We start from the raw sequence: 16,922 nt of genomic DNA on the forward strand, positions 1-16,922 counted from the left end.
ACATGCGGCTGCCGCCTCTCAACGTCTGGGCGCGCATGATCAAGCGCCGCCTGCCGACCTCGTTGTGGGGCCGCTCCCTGCTGATCATCGTCCTGCCCGTGCTGATCATGCAGGGGGCCGTAACCTGGGCCTTCTTCGACGCCCACTGGCAAGCCGTGACCGCGCGTCTGTCCGAGGGGTTGGCGGGGGATGTGGCCTGGGCCGCGGAAAGCTACCGGGACCAGCCGACGCCGCAGAACCTGACCGTCATCGCCGACAGGGCTGAACGGTCGATGCAACTGTCCATCGCCTTCCAGGAAGGCGCGGTCCTACCCAGGGAACGTCGGCGCGGCGCGCTCGGCGTTGTCGATCGCACGCTGGAAAGGGCCCTGGCCTCGCGGCTGGATCAACCCTTCTGGTACGACACCACCCGCTACCCCGCCTATGTCGACATCCGCGTCCAGGAGCCGGGCGGCGTGCTGCGCGTCATCGCCCCGCGTGAACGGGCGGTGGCCACCCAGGCCCATATCTTCGTCCTGTGGCTGACGATCGCGACGGTCCTGCTGCTGGGCGTGGCGGTGCTGTTCATCCGCAATCAGGTACGCGCCATCGAGCGCCTGGCTGACGCCGCCGAGGCCTTCGGTCGGGGCGAGAGCGTGCCCCGCTTCAAGCCTCATGGCGCGCGCGAGGTGCGAGCCGCCGCCACCGCCTTCCTCGACATGCGCGGGCGCATCCAGCGTCATATCGACCAGCGCACGGCTCTGCTGGCCTCGGTCAGCCATGACCTGCGAACGCCCCTGACCCGCCTGCGGCTCGAGCTGGCCCTGGCGCCGCCGTTCAAACGGGCCGAGGCGATGAAGGGTGATCTGGACGAGATGGAGCACATGATCGACGAATACCTGGCCTTTGCCCGCGGCGAGGCAGGCGAGGCCATGCAGGCCGTCTCGGTCCCCGAAATGCTGCGTCGCGCCGCCGAAGACGCTCGCCGCGCCGGAGCCGAGGTCACGGTCGAAACGCCCGATGACCTCGACGCCATGTTGCGCCCCCTCGCCTTCCGTCGCGCCCTGAACAACCTGGCCGGCAACGCCGCCGTTCACGGCGAGCACGTGCGGCTCTCGGCTCGCCCCCTGCCCTCGGGTGGGCTCGAGATCGCCGTCGAGGACGACGGCCCTGGCATTCCCGACGACATGCACGAGGAGGCCTTCCGGCCCTTTTCCCGGCTGGACGCCTCGCGCAACCAGAACAGCAAGGGCGTCGGTCTGGGCCTGGCCATCGCCCGCGACGTAGCCCGCGGCCACGGCGGCGACATCACGCTGAGCCGCAGCGATCTGGGCGGCCTTAAGGCCTCGATCCGTCTGCCCGGATAAATCGTCGCGGCCCTCTGGCGTGACTGTAAAATCATCGCCATCTTGATCCCGTTCCAGGGGGGCCTGGATCAGGAGTCCGCATGATGCGTCGTTTCGCATTTCTCGCACCGCTCGCCGCCACGCTGGCCATCGCCGGCGCCGCTGCCGCCCAACCCTCCGCCGTTATCGTCACCGTCAGCCCCGACTTCGCCAAGACTGCCGAAGAACTCGGCCAGCGCGACGTCCGGCAACAGGTCGAAGACCTGACCGCCACGGTCACACGCGTCCTGACTGATCGTCACGCCCTGGAAGGGGCTCGTATCGAGTTGACGATCACTGACCTGAAGCCCAACCGCCCGACCATGCAGCAGACGCTCGACAAGCCGGGTCTGGACCCAATGCGCAGCATCTCGATCGGCGGCGCCGCGATCGAGGGCATGATCACGACCGCCTCCGGCGAGGTGCACCCGGTCAAGTATGACTATTATTCCCCCAGCCTCGCTGACGTTCGCGGCTATTCCACCTGGCAAGACGCCCGCACGACCTATGACCGCCTAGCGCGCAACCTGGCTGCGGGACGCTACGTCAGCCGCTGAGTTCGGTGGACTTGGCCACGGCCGCCTGAACGGCGCTCTCGACCGCTTGGTCGAGGGCGCCGTCTGCGTTCAGGGCCAGAAGACCGGCTTGGGTCACGCCCCCGGGCGAGGCCACGCGGTCAATCAGGGCGTCCAGAGCCTCGGCCCCCTCAACGCCCGCCGCGGCGGAGCGCAGGGTAGCGCGCGCCAGACGCACGGCGGCCTCGGGCGACAGGCCCTCCTCGATCCCGGCCTGGGCCAGGGCGCGGGTGAAGGCGAAATAATAGGCAGGCCCGCAGCCGGACACGGCGGTCGCGGCGTGCATGGCGGCTTCGTCGTCCAGATGGACGGTCTCGGCGATGGGAGCGAACAGAGCCTCGCCCACGGCGCGAGCGGCGGCGGCGGCGGCCCAGATGGTCGCCACGCCCTGGGCCTGGGCCACCCCGGTCGTCGGCATGATGCGGACAACAGAGCGCCCGTTGAAGCCCTTGGAAATCGTCTCGCCCCTCACCCCGGCCATGACCGAGACGATCACGGCGTCGGGGGCCAGATGCGGCAGGAGCGAGCGAGAGGCCTCGAACCACTTGGCCGGCTTGACCCCGATGACGAAGGCGCGCGTGTCGGCCAGAGCCTCGAGCGGCGGATTGATCCGGGCGCCCAGGGCCCGCGCCGCCTCGGCGGCGGGCTTTTCGGACGGGGTCAGGATGATGAGGTCGACGGGATCGACCGCGCCGGTCTTCAGCCAGCCTTCCAGGATGGCCGAGCCCAGCCGTCCCACGCCTTGCAGGACGACAGGCCCCATCTTCCCGCCTTTGGTCATCAGGCGGTGCCCACGGTTTCGAACAGGCAGGCGTCGATGGCTTCCTGCGCCTTCTTGGAGCCGCGCACCATGAAGTCGAAGGCGGGATAATAGCGGTCGGCGGCCTCGATGGCGGCGTCGATCATGGAGGCCGCCTGGGCCAGGGTCGGACGCTCGCTGTGCGGCAGGGCCAGCGAATGGCGGAAGACGATCTCGCCCTCGTCCGGCCAGATCTCGAAGTGACCCAACCAGGTGCGCTGGTTGATCATCGACACCAGTTCATAAGCGGCGGCGCGGCGCGTCTTCATGACCCGCAGGTCCAGCGCGCAGCACAGCTGAAGGCAGTCGCCCTCGGGCCGCCAGGCGAACCACAGCTCATAGTCCTTCCAGTCGCCCGCCAGGGCGAAGGCCAGGTCGCCGTCGTCCGTGCGGTCGAACGGCAGGTTCTCCGCGTTGAGAACGTGCTCCACGACATCCAGAGGGTCGTAGGGAACGTCGACCTCTTCGGGCCGGGCTGCATCCATCAGGGGTTCACAATCTTCACTCGAGGGGTCGCGACTCACGACCTGCAAACGAACGGTAAACGTGTTCGCAGATTCGGCTCAACCGGCGGTGTCAGCGTCAGGCTTCGCAGCTGTGGACGTTCCGACATTTGCCTTTTTCGCAGGCGATTTCTGAGCCTTAAGCTCTGCGATCTCGGCGCGCAGGGCGGCGATCTCGTCCTTCAGCACGTCGAACTCGTCGCGGCGGACCAGGTCCATCTCGGCGACGAAACGGTCGGTCTGGGCGCGCCATGCGGCCTTGGCCTCGTCGCCAGCGGCCTGAGCCAAGCCCATGGCGCCGGTGGTCAGCTTGGCGAACTCGTCCAGAAGGGGATTGCGCGTCTGCATGATCAAATCTCGCGTCTTTGCCGCACCAGTATATGGTTAATGGCGTCGTAAATTTGGTGAACGAAACCTTGCCGTCCGAACCGCTATAAACTGCTTCGCTGGAAAAGCGCGCGACGAATGCAGTCTCGCTTGCTAGATGATTTCGGGTTCCAAACGGCGCTGACGGAGGCCCTGTGCCCTTCCCCGAATTCGACCCTGTTCTGATCCATCTCGGCCCCCTGCCCATCCGCTGGTACGCCCTGGCCTATGTCGCCGGGATCGTGCTGGGCTGGTGGTACGCCTCGCGTCTGGCCAAGACGGAGCGACTGTGGTCGCCGGGCAAGCCGCCCGTCACCGGACCGCAACTGGACGACCTGGTGCTGTGGATCACGCTCGGCGTCATCCTGGGCGGCCGCTTCGGCTACGCCCTCTTCTACAAGCCCGCCATGTTCGCCCAGGTGTTCACCGGCGACAGCTGGGGCGAACGGCTGGAACTGCTGCAGCTATGGACCGGCGGCATGAGCTTCCACGGCGGCTTCCTGGGCGTGGTCATCGCCATCGCCATCTACGCCAACCGCCAAAAGATCAATCCGCTGAGCCTGGGCGACCTGATCGCCCCAGTCGCGCCGCTGGGTCTGTTCTTCGGCCGCATCGCCAACTTCATCAACGGCGAGCTGTGGGGCCGCGAGACGACGGTTCCGTGGGCCATCCGCTTCTGCAACGCCCGCATAGAACAGATGTATGGCTTCTGCCCCGCCGGCAACGAGCCGCGCCACCCCAGCCAGCTGTATGAAGCGGGTCTGGAAGGGCTGCTGCTGTTCGTCATCCTGTCGCTGGCGATCTGGAAGTGGCGGATGCTGAAACGTCCGGGCTTCGTCACCGGCCTGTTCTTGCTGGGCTACGGGGTCTGCCGCGCCGCGCTGGAGAACGTGCGTCAACCCGACGCCGGGCTGGAGAACCTGCCGCTGGGCCTGACCATGGGCATGATCCTGTCGATCCCGATGATGCTGGTCGGCGCCTGGCTGATCTGGCGGGCGCTGAAGAAACCGGTCGTCGCGGAGGCGTAAGACGGTCATGACAGAGACCCTCAAGGACCGGCTGGTCCGCGAGATCGTGCTGACAGGGCCGATGACGGTGGCGGACTATGTCACGCGCTGTCTGCACGACCCCAGGGACGGCTATTACTCGACCCGTCCGGCGCTCGGCGAAGGCGGCGACTTCATCACCGCGCCCCTGGTCAGCCAGATGTTCGGTGAGCTGATCGGCCTGTGGGCCGTCGAGGTCTGGAGCCGTCTGGGCGCGCCCGAGCGGGTGCGGCTGGTCGAGGTCGGGCCGGGCGACGGGACCCTGATTTCGGACGCCCTGAGGGCCGCACGGCTGGTTCCCGGCTTCCTTGAAGCCGTCGACCTGATCCTGATCGAGCCCAGCGCGCCTCTGCGGGCCGAGCAGGCGCGGCGGCTGGCCGACGCCGACGTCCACCCGCGCTGGCTCAGCGCCCTGCACCAGATCGAAACTGACGCCCCGGTCATCCTGATCGGCAACGAGGTGCTGGACTGTATGCCCGCGCGCCAGTTCATGAAGACCGAAGGCGGTTGGGCCGAGCGCCGCGTCGGCGTGACCGACGACAACGAACTGACCTTCGGCCTGGTGGCCATCTCTGGCGGTTTCGACCGCCCCGAGTATGAGGTGGAACCCGGCCAGGTGGTCGAGATTTCGGAACAGCAAGCCGCCTTCGCCCGCGATCTGGCCACCCTGGTCAAGGCGGCTTCGGGCGCCGCCCTGCTGATCGACTATGGCCGCGCCAAACCCGGTGCGGGCGACACCCTGCAGGGCCTGCGACGGCACCAGAAGGTCGATCCGCTGACGACGCCGGGCGAGGCTGACCTGACGCAATGGGCCGACTTTCCGCTGGTGCTGGAGGCCGCCGTCCGCAGCGGCGCCGATGTGACCGGCTGCGTCGGTCAGGGCGCCTTCCTCAAGGCCCTGGGGATCGAAGCCCGCGCTCAACGGTTGATGCAGGCCCGTCCGGACGCCGCGCCAGTCATCCAACGCCAGTTGGACCGCCTGACCGCGCCAGACCAGATGGGCGAACTGTTCAAGGCGGCGGCGGTCTTCTCGCCCCGCTCGCTGGCCCTGCCGGGCTTCTGAGGACTGCGGAAGGTTTCCGCAGGGAGTGTGACGATGCGTTTTTCCGACCGGGAACGGGCCGTGCTTCTGGCCGTCAAGGGCGTCGGCCCCAAGGTGGTCGAGCGTCTAGAGGAACAGGGTCTGGGCGCCTTTGAGCGGCTGGCCCAGGCCGATCCCGCCGTCGTCTGCGCCGGGGCCGCCGTCAGTGTTGGTTCGACCTGCTGGAAGAACAGCCCCCAGGCCCGCAAGGCCGTCGAAGCCGCTGTCGCCGCCGCCCGTAGCTCGCTGGAGACCGCATGAGCCTGAACCCCATCACCCACCCCCTGCTCGACAAGGCCGGGGTGCGCCACGGCTTCTTTACCCGCGAGGGCGGCGTGTCGGAGGGCATCTACGCCGGGCTGAATGCCGGCGTGGGGTCGAAGGATGACCCGGCGCGGGTGGTCGAGAACCGTCGCCGCGTCGCCGAATGGATGGGCGGCGGGCTGGACGACCTGTGCGGCTGCTATCAGATCCATTCCGCCGTGGCCCGCGTGGCCGAGGCGGGCTGGGCGGGCGAGCGGCCCGAGGGCGACGCCGTGGTCAGCGCGATGCGCGGGCCCATTGCCTCCATCCTGACCGCCGACTGCGCGCCGGTCCTGTTCGCCGACGCCGAAGCGGGGGTGGTGGGCGCGGCCCATGCGGGCTGGAAGGGCGCGCTGGGCGGCATCATCCACTCGACGGTGGCGGCCATGGAGGCCATGGGGGCTCGGCCCGAACGCATGGTCGCCGTGGTCGGCCCCTGCATCGCGCAGGCCAGCTATGAAGTCGGCGCCGACTATCAGGAGCGCTTCGCCCACCACGACCCTGGCAGCGAGCGCTTCTTCGCCCCCGGCGCGGCCGAGGACAAACGCCTGTTCGACCTGCCCGGCTTCGTCCTGTGGCGACTGGAACAGGCCGGCGTAGGCGACGCCGCCTGGACCGGCGACGACACGCGTGCGGACGCCGCGCGGTTCTACTCGAACCGTCGGGCCTTTCTGGCGGGAGAACCGGATTTCGGGCGGCTGATCTCGACGATCAGCCTGGGCTGAACTAGCCCGCCATCGCCATGTCGGGGACGCGGGTGGTTTCGCGCCAGGCGTCGGGCTGGGCCAGCAGGGCGCGGACCAGCTTGTTGTTCAGGGCGTGACCCGCCTTGACGCCTTCGTAGCGGCCCAGCAGGGGCGCGCCGAGGACGTAGAGGTCGCCGATGGCGTCCAGGGCCTTGTGGCGCACGAACTCGCGTTCCATGCGCAGGCCGCCGGGGTTCAGGATCTCGTCGCCGTCGATGACCACGGCGTTTTCCAGCGAACCGCCGCGCGCCAGACCAGCCTGACGCAGGGCCTCGACCTCATGGGCGAAGCCGAAGGTGCGGGCAGCCATGATGTCCGAGCGGAAGGTCGCCTCGTCCACGACGAAGTCCACCACCTGATTGCCGATAACCGGCGTCGGGAAGTCGATCTCGAAGCGCATCTCATAGCGGTCGCAGGGCAGCAGGACGGCGGACTTGTCGCCCTCCTCCACCCGGATCGGCTTGAGGATCTCGATGTAACGGACCGGGGCTTCCTGGCGGCGGAAACCGGCGCGATCCAGCAGCTGCACGAACTGCAGGGCCGAACCGTCCAGAATTGGCAGTTCGGGGCCATCGACCTCGACCACGGCGTTGGACACGCCCAGGGCGCACAGGGCGGCCATAAGGTGCTCGATGGTCGACAGGCGCACGCCCGCCGCGTTCTCGATCATGGTGTTCAGCCGGGCGTCGACGACAGCCTCGCCCGAGACGGGGATGCGGTTATCGCGGTCGGTGATGTCGGTGCGCACGAAGACGATGCCCGCGCCGGGCGCAGCCGGACGCACGACCAGCTTGACGCGCTGGCCGGTATGAACGCCGACGCCGGCGCAGATGGCCGGGGCGACGATGGTCTGTTCGTGATGGTCGTTGCGGACCGACAAGCTGAAAACTCTCTTTTGCGCGTCCGCACAGTCGCGCGGAGTTCGCCTCACCTGTCGTTTAACCACGACGGCTCAAGCCCGAAATGAAAGATGGGTTTCGGATTGTTTCGGTCTGGCGACAGCCATGACAACGAAAAACGCCCCGGAGCCAGGCTCCGGGGCGCATTGATCAGGGTCTCTTCCGATCAGTTCGCGAGGCGGCGAAGAAAGGAAGGGATTTCCAGGTCGTCGTCTTCTGCGTGGCCGGCCTGGAAGTCCTGGGTCGGTTGAGCCGACTGGGACTGGCGCAGCTGCTGGGTCGTGCGGTTCGACGACGGCGGCGGCGCATAGGACGGCTGCTGCTGTTGTTGCGGCTGCTGGCGCTTCTTGCCGAACAGGCTCCAACCGCTGCGACGATGATCACGGTCGTCGTAGTATTCCTCTTCAGCGACCGGAGCCTCTTCGCGGCGCGGGGCCGGACGGGCTTGCGGTTGCTGCTGGCCGCGGTCGAAGTAGAGATCGCCCTGCTCGGCTGAAGCGGCGGCCGGTTGAGCGCGGACGGCGCCGGATTCGTATTCCTCGACCCAGGGATCGACGATCGGCTCCAGGTTACGGGGCGCGTCGTGGATGACGGGTTCCGGGCGCGGCTCGGGCGCAGCGCGAGCGGCCGGGGCCTCATAGACCGGAGCCGGCTCAGGCGCGCGGACCGGCTCGCGGACCGGCTCGATGCGGACCTCGGGCTGACGCGGCGCAGCGGCTGCCGTGGCCGGGCGACGGTCCGAGAAGGCCGAACCCTGAGGCTCGATCTTCTGGATGACGGCCTCGTCCATGCCGGTGGCCACAACCGAGACGCGGATCTTGCCGTCCAGGGCCGGGTCGAAGGCGGCGCCGAAGATGATGTTGGCGTCGCCGTCCACTTCGGCGGCGATGGCGTTGGCGGCCTCGTCCACTTCCAGCAGGGTCATGTCCAGACCGCCGGTGATGTTGACCAGCACGGCCTTGGCGCCCTTGAGGCTGGTTTCGTCCAGCAGGGGGTTGGCGATGGCGTTCTGGGCGGCCAGCAGGGCGCGGTCGTCGCCCGTGGCCTCACCCGTGCCCATCATCGCCTTGCCCATTTCGGACATGACGGCGCGGACGTCGGCGAAGTCGAGGTTGATCAGGCCCGGCAGGATCATCAGGTCGGTGATCGAACGGACGCCCGAGTGCAGCACCTGGTCGGCCATGCCGAAGGCGTCGGCGAAGGTCGTGCGCTCGTTGGCGACCCGGAACAGGTTCTGGTTCGGAATGACGATCAGGGTGTCGACATAGCGCTGCAGCTCGGCGACGCCCGAGTCCGCCAGACGCATGCGGTGACGACCTTCGAAGGTGAAGGGCTTGGTCACGACGCCGACGGTCAGGATGCCGCGATCGCGCGCGCACTTGGCGATGACGGGGGCCGCGCCGGTGCCGGTGCCGCCGCCCATGCCGCAGGTGATGAAGACCATGTGCGCGCCGTCCAGGTGCGCGTGGATCTCGTCAGCGCTCTCTTCGGCGGCGTTCATGCCGACTTCGGGGTGAGCGCCGGCGCCTAGACCCTGGGTGATCGTCTCGCCCAACTGGATACGACGATCCGTCTTGGCGAAGCTCAGGTGCTGAGCGTCGGTGTTGGCGACGACGAACTCGACCCCTTCAAGTCCGGCGTCGATCATGTTGTTGACGGCGTTTCCGCCCGCGCCGCCGACGCCGAAGACGACGATGCGAGGCTTCAGTTCCGTATGTTGCGGCTTCACCAGCGAGAGAGACATGTTCTTGTTCCGACCTTCCGACCCTGCCCGTTAACCCCAATACGAAATCCCCGCCGAATCGCATTGGTTATGAGCGCGTTAAGGAAAACCCCTTCTGCGTTAACGGAGTGTTACTGCGATAATCTGAGTCGGTCGGTTTGGGAGCCATAACCCACGGCCAAGCTGCGGTTTTCTTGAAGCAGACCACCGGAAATGAAAAAGGGGCCGGACGTTTCCGTCCGGCCCCGATCTCATGCTCGAAGAACGAGCAGTGCTGACCCGCTTAGAAGCGATAGCTCAGCGATGCAGTCCAGCGACGACCGATGTTGTCGATATAGACGCCATTCTGCAGGCCGTTGTAGCCCAAGGTGTCCTCGTCCGTGACGTTGTCGATCACGATACGGGCCGAAGCCTTATCGGTCACGTCATAGCCCAGCGACAGGCTGTGCGTCATGTAGCCATCGTAGCGGACGACCGGGGTCTGCTCGAAGGTCGCTTGCAGGCTGCCCGTGCCGCGGACGATCGAAGCGTCCTGGAACGAGGTGCTCCAGCGCGCATTGAAGCGACCCAGGTTGTACAGGACGTTGAACTGCGTCTTCCAGGTCGGGTTGCCCAGCGAGTTTTCAGACGCGATGGAGTCCGAGAAGTCACCGATGCCCGACGACGAGTACTCAAGCAGATAGTAGGCGTTCGCACGGAAGCCCAGCGTGCCCAGATCGGCGTCCGCCGTGAACACGTCGGCCAGGTCCATCGAGTAGCTCATGTTAGCGTTGATCGCCTTCACGCGCGTTCCACCCAGGTTGAAGAAGGGCAGCTCGAAGCCGTTGGTGAAGTTGAAGGCGCCGTCGCGCTGGATGCCGGCGCAGCTGTTGACGCCGATGTCCGGCGTGTTGTCCGGGTAAGCCGAGCTATCGTAGCAGTAGACAGCTGCGCTTTGCGCCAGCAGCGGGCCCAGGGCGTCGGTGACCGTGATCTCCAGGTAGTCGGCAGCCACGATCAGGTTCGGGATCACTTTCGGGCGAGCCACGAAGCCGAAGGTGAACGAGTCGCCCTTCTCCGGCTGCAGCGTCTGGCGACCCGAGATCACGCCGGTGAACGACGCGCCCGAGGGTTGATACAGCGCCAGGAAGGCGTCTGCTTCAGCCGCGTTGGTGACTTGAACCGCAGTGCCGTTGGCTTGCAGCAGCACGCCGCTGTTGGCGGCGGCGACACGCAGGACTTCGGCGCGGCAGTTGCTGCGACGCACGCCGCCGGCGGGACCGCCAGCGATGTTGACCGGCGAGCAGGGATCGGCCGACGAGGTGAAGAAGGCCTGGTTGCCGAGGAACAGCTCCACGATCGACGGATTGCGAACCGACTTCGAGATGTTGCCGCGGAACAGCAGCTGATCGTTCACTTCCCAGGTCGCAGCCAGGGTATAAACCTCTTCGGTTTCACCGCTGTAGGTCGGGGCCGTCAGAACGCCCGAGAGGTTGCGGTACTTCTCGGCCGAACCCTTCTGACGCGTGTAACGAACCGACGGGTTGAACTCGAGCGACTTCACGAACGGCAGTTGGTAATCGCCGCCGAAGACGGGGATGCGCAGCTCGATGCCGCCTTCGCGGGTTTCGACCTCAGCATTGGTCGTCGCCGAAGGCGCCGAACGGGTACGACCCTGGCGGGTGATCTCGTCAACCGTATAGGACAGCTCTTCCTTGCGCAGTTCACCGGTCAGGGCGAACTGCAGCGGGCCGGCCGGCAGGGTGATGATGTCACCCGTCAGCACCGCCTGGGTGAAGTTCTGCGTGGATTCGTTGTTGAAGAAGTTGCGGACGCTGACGAAGTCGCGAGCCGCCTGCGAAGCACGGCCTTCACCGAAGATGTTCAGCGGCTGACAGGCGTTGGCCATGTCCTGCGTCACGGTCGGGGTGAAGATCACCTGCTCGCGCACGCCGTCGGCGCCAATCTGGCTGATCGGCTGCGGGATCGCGCCCGGAATGGCCTTGTTGTTCGCACCACCGAAGCTGGCCAGGTAGTTGGCCAGGCCGTCACGTTGAACACGGCACTTCAGAACGCCGTTGTCGTTGACGGCGTCAATGGCCAGCGCGAAGGCGACGTCGTTGATCGCGCTGAACTCGACGTGGGTCTCGGCCTTGCCGTAGGTGTGCGACAGTTCCCAGCCGAAGCTGCGACCGAACAGGTCGAACGTGCCGTCGAAGCCGTTCACCGTCCGGAACGTCTCCATCGTCGAACGTTGCGACAGGTCGTTGACGATGTCCTCGTTGTTACGAGACAGGATGAAGTTGCCGGTGATCCCGGCCTGAGCCAGCGAAGCCCGGTTGGCGTCCGTCAGGAAGGGATGGTTGACGTTCACCAGAATACCCGCGTTCTCCGGCGAGCTGGAGGTCACGCCGTTGAACAGGCCGCCCGTCGAGATGGGGTTGATGACGGTGGCGTCGGAGTACAGGTTTTCCGTGAAGAAGCGGATGTTGTCGGTGATCTGGTAGTTGGCCAGAACATTGCCGACGCTACGCTCTTGCTGGATGCGCAGAACGGCGGTGTCCTGACGGTTTTGCCCCTCGCCGTTGACCGAAGTCGCGAAGGTGCCCGGCTGGCTCGGATCACCGGCCAGAGCGCCCGCGAAGTCCCAACGGACGATATTGCCGTTCGAGTCGAAGCGGATCGGCACGGCTTTGCGCGCCAGGACAGCCGAATAGCTGTCAGTGTTTGCGACATCCGGCAGACCCGGCAGGAAGGTGCCGAGGAAGTTGTTGATGTCGATCGTCGGGTTTGCCGCGAAGTACTCACGGGCGGTCGGACGATTGGCTTGAACCACGGCCAGAACCTGGGCCGCCGTATAGGAGGCCGGCAGGTTGAAGCGCGTGCGGGCGGCGGTCGTCTGGGCGGCCGTCATGCTGGCGGGCGCAAAGGCGCAGACGTCGGACGCGCTCGCGATACAGGCGCCGAAGGGAACGCCCGGCACCATCTGCAGCGTGCCGCCGTTGATGAAGCTGTACTGGAAGGGCGAAATTTGTGCGTAACCGGGATTACGGAACACGTTGCCCGGCTGGAAGAAGGCCGGGCCGACCGGGAGCGAGCTGCCCGTCGCCAGATTGGCGATGGCGGGGTTTTCAGCCGCACCGTTCGACAGGACCGGGTTGAAGATGGCGCCACCGAACCAGGTGCTGTTGGTCCGCAGATTGCGACGGAACAGCGACGGGGTGATGCCGTCAGCCGTGGTCGGCAGGAAGGCCGTGGCCGCTGCACCCGTACCGCCCGGCACGAAGGCCGAGTTGCGAACGCCGCCGTTCATCCAGTTCGAGATGAGACCCGGGTTGTCCGAGCGGAAGTCGCGCTCCGAACCCAGCAGGGCGTCGATCTTCGAGTATTCGCCCGAAATCGCCACGTTCAGGCGACCGTCGAGGAAGTTCTTGCCCCACACGCCGTTGACAGCGACGCGGCCAGCGTCTTCGTACTCGAAGGTTTGACCGCCGGTGATGGTGATCTCGGCGCCTTCGTAGTCATCCTTGAGGACATAGTTCACGACGCCCGAAACGGCGTCAGCGCCGTAGGCGGCGGCGCCGCCGACGGTGAGGATGTCGACACGGTCGATCAGGGCCACCGGGATCGACGAGGCGTCAACCTGCGAGCCCGTTTCGTTGCCGGCGACGAAAATCGTGGCCGAGTTGTTCGAGACGAAGCGACGCCCGTTGACCAGCGTCAGGGTACGCGCCGTACCCAGGTTCAGCAGGTCGATATAGGTCACGCCCAGCGAAGCCGTCTGGCCGCCGTTGGTGCCCGACAGGCTGGCGCCGCCGCCGACCAGGGGAATATCGTTGAGGATGTCACCGGCGTTGGTGAACAGGCGCTCCGAAATGTCTTGCGAGCTGACCTGGACGCCAGGAATGACACCTTCGTACTGCGGACGCTTGATGCGCGAACCGGTGACGACAACCTCTTCCACCTGGGTCGTGGCTTCATTCGACTGAGGCCGAGTGTCGTTCGACGATTGCGCCTGGGCCTGTGCGGACGCCGCAACAAGCAGACCAGTCAGAATCGTGGTGCCGAAAAGATGACGCCGCTTCAACATATTTTGCCCCCGTGCCGATCCCGACGCGGGACGGCTATAGTGTCATTGCTACGTCACCGTTATCGAAAGCCGCCGTTACGGAAAACCCATTTCCGCCACACTCGTGGCGATTGCGGCGCCATTCCGCCCCAAATGATGCATTTATGTAACGTCGGTAATGTTGTTGTTCGCCGTACGGCGCGCACGCATGCGCGAGCAACAAGATGCAGCCGCATCAGGCCCGCCCAGGCGGCTGCGACAAACGCCTTACAGGTTGTCGCGCAACCAGCCCGCAGCGCGGGCCACCATGCCGCCGCGGTGCACCTTGGGGGCGTCGGCGGCGGTGATCTGACGCGACATCAGCTTGCGGGCGGAGACGGCCTCACGCGGGCCGTATGCGGCGCGCAGCAGGACGCCCGAGGCCGAGCAGAAGGCCGGGCCGGAGGCGGCGTCGGCCAAGTGAGGGGCGCGTTGCGGCTTGCCCAGGCGGACCGGGCGGTCGAACACGCGCACCGCCAGTTCACGCACGCCGTTCAGCTGGCTGGCGCCGCCGGTCAGGACGATGCCCGCGCCCGGGTCCATGCCGACGCCGGCGTGCTTGAGCCGGTCGCGCAGCAGCTCCAGCGTCTCCTCGACGCGCGGGGCGATGACCGTCTTGAGCATGGCGCGCGGGACGATAACGGGACCGGCGGATGGGTCCTCGCCGCGCGGCGGGGCTTCCAGCATCTCGCGGTCTTCGTTGGCCGAAGCCATGGCCGAGCCGTGCAGGGTCTTCAGGCGTTCAGCGCCGACCTTGGAGGTCGACAGGCCGCGCGCGATGTCGGCGGTGACGTGATCGCCGCCGACGTTCAGCGATTCGATGTGCAGCAGACTGCGCCCGCCCCAAACGGCCGCCGAGGTCGAGCCGCCGCCCATGTCGATGCAGACGCTGCCCAGCTCCATCTCGTCCTCTTCCAGCGCGGCGAGCGAGGAGACGACGGGGGCGGCCGCGACGCCTTGAAGGTCCAGATGAGCCAGTTCGAGACAGTGGCTGAGCGCGCCGAACGAGCCTTCGGACATGGAGACGACCAGCAGGTCGAGGCCGAGCGAGCCGCCGCGCATCGAGCGCGGATCGTGGACGCCGCGCGCCCCGTCCACCGACCAGGCGATGGGCAGGACGTGGATCGGGCGGCGATTGGGCAGACGGATCTGGGCCAGGGCCATGCCGATGGCGCGGGCCAGGTCGCCGTCGCTGATCGGATGGGCGCCGAGCGAAACGCGGGCCTGAACGCGGTGGCTGGCCATCTGGCCGATGGCCGTGGTGACGATGACGCCGGAGACGGGCGAGCCCGCCGCGCGCTCGGCGCGCTCAACGGCGTGGCCGATGGCCTGGGCGGCTTCGTCCATGTTGACGATCGCCCCGCCGCGCACGCCGCGCGACTGGACGTGGCTGGCCCCCGCGACGCGGATGGTGCGGTCGGCGTGACGCACGCCCTCAGGCTTCATGATGAAGCAGGCGACCTTGGACTGGCCCAGGTCGAGCGCGGCCACGGCCGGAGCGCGCGGGGCGCCCTTGGCTTGGTCCGTGTTCGTGTCTCGGCTGCGTCCGGCCATGATGGTCGTATCCTGAATAGTCGTGTCAGACAGCGCCTTCGGAGGGCCGGACGGCGACCTCCTCGGGCGTGCGGAGATCGACCCGGGCGAAGCCCAGATCGAGAAGGCGTTCGCGCTGGTCCAGCGCATCAAGGCGGATCAGGGCGCTGTCCTGATCAACGGCGGGCAGCTGGATCAGGCTGCCGTCCTTGAGGCGCAGGTCCCAGCGGCGTTCGTCCACCCGAACCAGAGCCTCGATGCGGGCCATCAGGCGGGGGCGCTGGGCCAGAAGCGGCAGGATTTCGGACGCAGTCTGATCGGCGCCCTTGCCGACGACCAGCGGCAGCTTGGGATAGCGGCCCGCGTCGGCGCCAGGAATGACCTTGCCGCCGCTGTCGATGACATAGGCGTGGCCGGCGGTCTGCCAGACGGCCAGGCGGTCGTGTTCCTTGACGTCCACGATCAGGGTGTCGGGCAGCAGGCGCACCACGCGCGCCTCCTTGACCCAGCCCACGGCCTGCACTCGGTCGCGCACGGCGTTCAGGTCCAGACTGACGATGGGCTGGTCGGCGCTGACGCCAACGGCCTGCTGGATCGCCGCCTTGGCCTCGGGCGAGGCGCCCGTAACGTGAACCTGCTTGACCTTCAGGCCCATGCCCGAGGTCACGCTGTCGAACTTGTTGGAGACCGAGTTGGAGATGCGCTCGGCCCGAGCGCCGGTGGCCAGGACCCCGCCCAGCACCACGACGCCCGCCACGATGGAGATCAGAACGGCGCGCGGCGACAGGTCCAGCCGACCGATGGCGGCGACCTTGCCCGGCGTGGCCGGAGCGTTGCGGGAGCCCTGCCCCCTGCCCTTCGTCGCGCCCTGTCGCCGACCGCCGCGCACTACCGCGGGCATGAGGCGTCCTCCACCATCCACCGAACCAGATCACGATACGCCATCCCGACATAGGCGGCCTGCTCGGGACTGAGCGAGGTCGGCGTCATGCCGGGCTGGGTGTTGACCTCCAGAAGAACGAGAACGTCGTTAACATCGTCATAACGAAAATCGGCCCGCGACACGCCGCGGCAGCCCATGGCCGTGTGGGCCAGCTCTGACTGACGTAAAGCCTTGTCAAAGACATGGGCCGGCAACTCGGCGGGCAGGACGTGCTTGGAGCCGCCCGGCGCGTATTTGGCCTCGTAGTCGTAGAAGCCCTTGGTCGGGGTGATGTCGGTGACGGTCAGGGCGCGCGGGCCGTCGGCCTCGCCCAGCACCGTGACGGCCAGTTCCTTGCCCGCGATGAAGGGCTCGACCATGACCAGATCGCCATAGGTCCAGCTGTCGTCGCCGACGATGGCGCAGGGCGCGTCGCCCGGCTGGATGACATAGACGCCGACCGAGGAGCCCTCGGCGTTGGGCTTGATGACATAGGGGGGCGCAATGACGTGGTCCGCCGCCACCGCCTTGCGGTCGAACAGGCCGCCGCCGGGGACGACGACGCCCGCCGCGCGCAGCACGGCCTTGGACTTGTCCTTGTCCATGGCCAGGGCCGAGGCCAGGACGCCGGAGTGGGTGTAGGGAATGCGCAGGGTCTCAAGGATGCCCTGGACGCAGCCGTCCTCGCCCCATTCGCCGTGCAGGGCATTGAAGACGACGTCGGGTTTCAGGGCGGTCAGCACCTGGGCCAGATCGCGACCGGCGTCGACGCGCGTGACCTTGGCGACCTGCCCCTCCAGGGCGTCGGCGCAGCCGCGACCGGACGACAGCGAAACCTCGCGTTCCGACGACAGGCCGCCCATCAGGACAGCGACGTGAAGGGTGTTCAGGGGCGCGCGCATGGGACGATCCGACTACTAGCCCGCCCCTATGGACTGAATACGGTTAACCGGTTGGAAACGATAGCGGGTCGGA

At 67.1% G+C, this 16,922-nt stretch carries 15 protein-coding genes; 6 read left to right on the forward strand and 9 right to left on the reverse strand.

Annotation, left to right across the window (positions count from 1 at the left end; translation table 11 throughout):
* Window positions 1–2 precede the first annotated feature (2 nt).
* Both IFE19_RS11755 and IFE19_RS11760 read left to right on the forward strand, forming a co-directional pair.
* Window positions 3–1,346 carry an ATP-binding protein gene (locus tag IFE19_RS11755; protein WP_207822533.1) on the forward strand — a complete coding sequence of 448 codons (1,344 nt, stop codon included), beginning with the start codon at window positions 3–5 and terminating at the stop codon, window positions 1,344–1,346.
* 80 nt (window positions 1,347–1,426) lie between these two features.
* Entirely contained in the window at window positions 1,427–1,921 is a 495-nt protein-coding gene (locus IFE19_RS11760) for a hypothetical protein (protein ID WP_225910259.1), read from the forward strand.
* Here the strand turns inward: IFE19_RS11760 and IFE19_RS11765 are convergent.
* From IFE19_RS11765 to IFE19_RS11775, 3 genes are all read right to left on the reverse strand, one after another.
* Window positions 1,911–2,720: a pyrroline-5-carboxylate reductase family protein gene (locus IFE19_RS11765; protein WP_225910260.1), complete on the reverse strand. Its 810-nt coding sequence runs from the start codon at window positions 2,718–2,720 to the stop codon at window positions 1,911–1,913. The genes IFE19_RS11760 and IFE19_RS11765 overlap by 11 nt on opposite strands.
* A complete protein-coding gene (locus tag IFE19_RS11770; protein WP_207822535.1) occupies window positions 2,720–3,223 on the reverse strand; it encodes a type III secretion system chaperone family protein in 504 nt (167 codons plus the stop codon). Before IFE19_RS11770 ends, IFE19_RS11765 begins: the two co-directional genes overlap by 1 nt.
* A gap of 78 nt (window positions 3,224–3,301) precedes the next feature.
* Window positions 3,302–3,589 (reverse strand): accessory factor UbiK family protein, encoded by a 288-nt coding sequence (locus IFE19_RS11775; protein ID WP_207822537.1) that lies wholly within the window; start codon window positions 3,587–3,589, stop codon window positions 3,302–3,304.
* A 173-nt stretch (window positions 3,590–3,762) separates the two neighbouring features.
* On the opposite strand from IFE19_RS11775, the gene lgt reads away from it, so the two are divergent.
* Genes lgt through IFE19_RS11795 form a run of 4 tightly spaced genes read left to right on the forward strand, consistent with a single transcriptional unit; the run spans window position 3,763 to window position 6,762 of the window.
* Entirely contained in the window at window positions 3,763–4,635 is an 873-nt protein-coding gene (gene lgt, locus IFE19_RS11780; RefSeq protein ID WP_207822539.1) for a prolipoprotein diacylglyceryl transferase, read from the forward strand.
* Window positions 4,636–4,642: 7 nt separating this feature from the next.
* Window positions 4,643–5,716 carry a class I SAM-dependent methyltransferase gene (locus tag IFE19_RS11785; RefSeq protein WP_207822541.1) on the forward strand — a complete coding sequence of 358 codons (1,074 nt, stop codon included), beginning with the start codon at window positions 4,643–4,645 and terminating at the stop codon, window positions 5,714–5,716.
* A 33-nt stretch (window positions 5,717–5,749) separates the two neighbouring features.
* The gene (locus IFE19_RS11790) at window positions 5,750–5,995 is read left to right on the forward strand and encodes a helix-hairpin-helix domain-containing protein (RefSeq protein WP_207822542.1); all 246 of its coding nucleotides are present in this window, start codon (window positions 5,750–5,752) and stop codon (window positions 5,993–5,995) included.
* Window positions 5,992–6,762, forward strand: a complete 771-nt coding sequence (locus tag IFE19_RS11795; protein ID WP_207822544.1) for a polyphenol oxidase family protein — start codon at window positions 5,992–5,994, stop codon at window positions 6,760–6,762. The genes IFE19_RS11790 and IFE19_RS11795 overlap by 4 nt, the downstream gene beginning before the upstream one ends.
* A 1-nt stretch (window position 6,763) precedes the next feature.
* Here IFE19_RS11795 and lpxC read toward each other — a convergent pair whose 3' ends face one another.
* The 6 genes from lpxC to IFE19_RS11825 all read right to left on the reverse strand — a co-directional run bounded on the left by lpxC (window position 6,764) and on the right by IFE19_RS11825 (window position 16,849).
* Window positions 6,764–7,663 carry a UDP-3-O-acyl-N-acetylglucosamine deacetylase gene (lpxC, locus tag IFE19_RS11800; RefSeq protein WP_207822546.1) on the reverse strand — a complete coding sequence of 300 codons (900 nt, stop codon included), beginning with the start codon at window positions 7,661–7,663 and terminating at the stop codon, window positions 6,764–6,766.
* 185 nt (window positions 7,664–7,848) lie between these two features.
* Window positions 7,849–9,426 carry a cell division protein FtsZ gene (ftsZ, locus tag IFE19_RS11805; protein ID WP_207822548.1) on the reverse strand — a complete coding sequence of 526 codons (1,578 nt, stop codon included), beginning with the start codon at window positions 9,424–9,426 and terminating at the stop codon, window positions 7,849–7,851.
* Window positions 9,427–9,688: 262 nt separating this feature from the next.
* The gene (locus tag IFE19_RS11810; RefSeq protein ID WP_207822550.1) at window positions 9,689–13,474 is read right to left on the reverse strand and encodes a TonB-dependent receptor domain-containing protein; all 3,786 of its coding nucleotides are present in this window, start codon (window positions 13,472–13,474) and stop codon (window positions 9,689–9,691) included.
* A 246-nt stretch (window positions 13,475–13,720) separates the two neighbouring features.
* On the reverse strand, window positions 13,721–15,046 hold the full coding sequence (gene ftsA / locus IFE19_RS11815) for a cell division protein FtsA (RefSeq protein WP_105563928.1): 1,326 nt from the start codon (window positions 15,044–15,046) through the stop codon (window positions 13,721–13,723).
* A gap of 25 nt (window positions 15,047–15,071) precedes the next feature.
* Window positions 15,072–15,926: a cell division protein FtsQ/DivIB gene (locus IFE19_RS11820; RefSeq protein ID WP_207822552.1), complete on the reverse strand. Its 855-nt coding sequence runs from the start codon at window positions 15,924–15,926 to the stop codon at window positions 15,072–15,074.
* A complete protein-coding gene (locus IFE19_RS11825) occupies window positions 15,914–16,849 on the reverse strand; it encodes a D-alanine--D-alanine ligase (RefSeq protein ID WP_207822554.1) in 936 nt (311 codons plus the stop codon). The genes IFE19_RS11820 and IFE19_RS11825 overlap by 13 nt, the downstream gene beginning before the upstream one ends.
* Window positions 16,850–16,922: the final 73 nt, after the last annotated feature.

This window comes from Brevundimonas pondensis, from assembly GCF_017487345.1.
Taxonomy (GTDB): Bacteria; Pseudomonadota; Alphaproteobacteria; order Caulobacterales; family Caulobacteraceae; genus Brevundimonas; species Brevundimonas pondensis.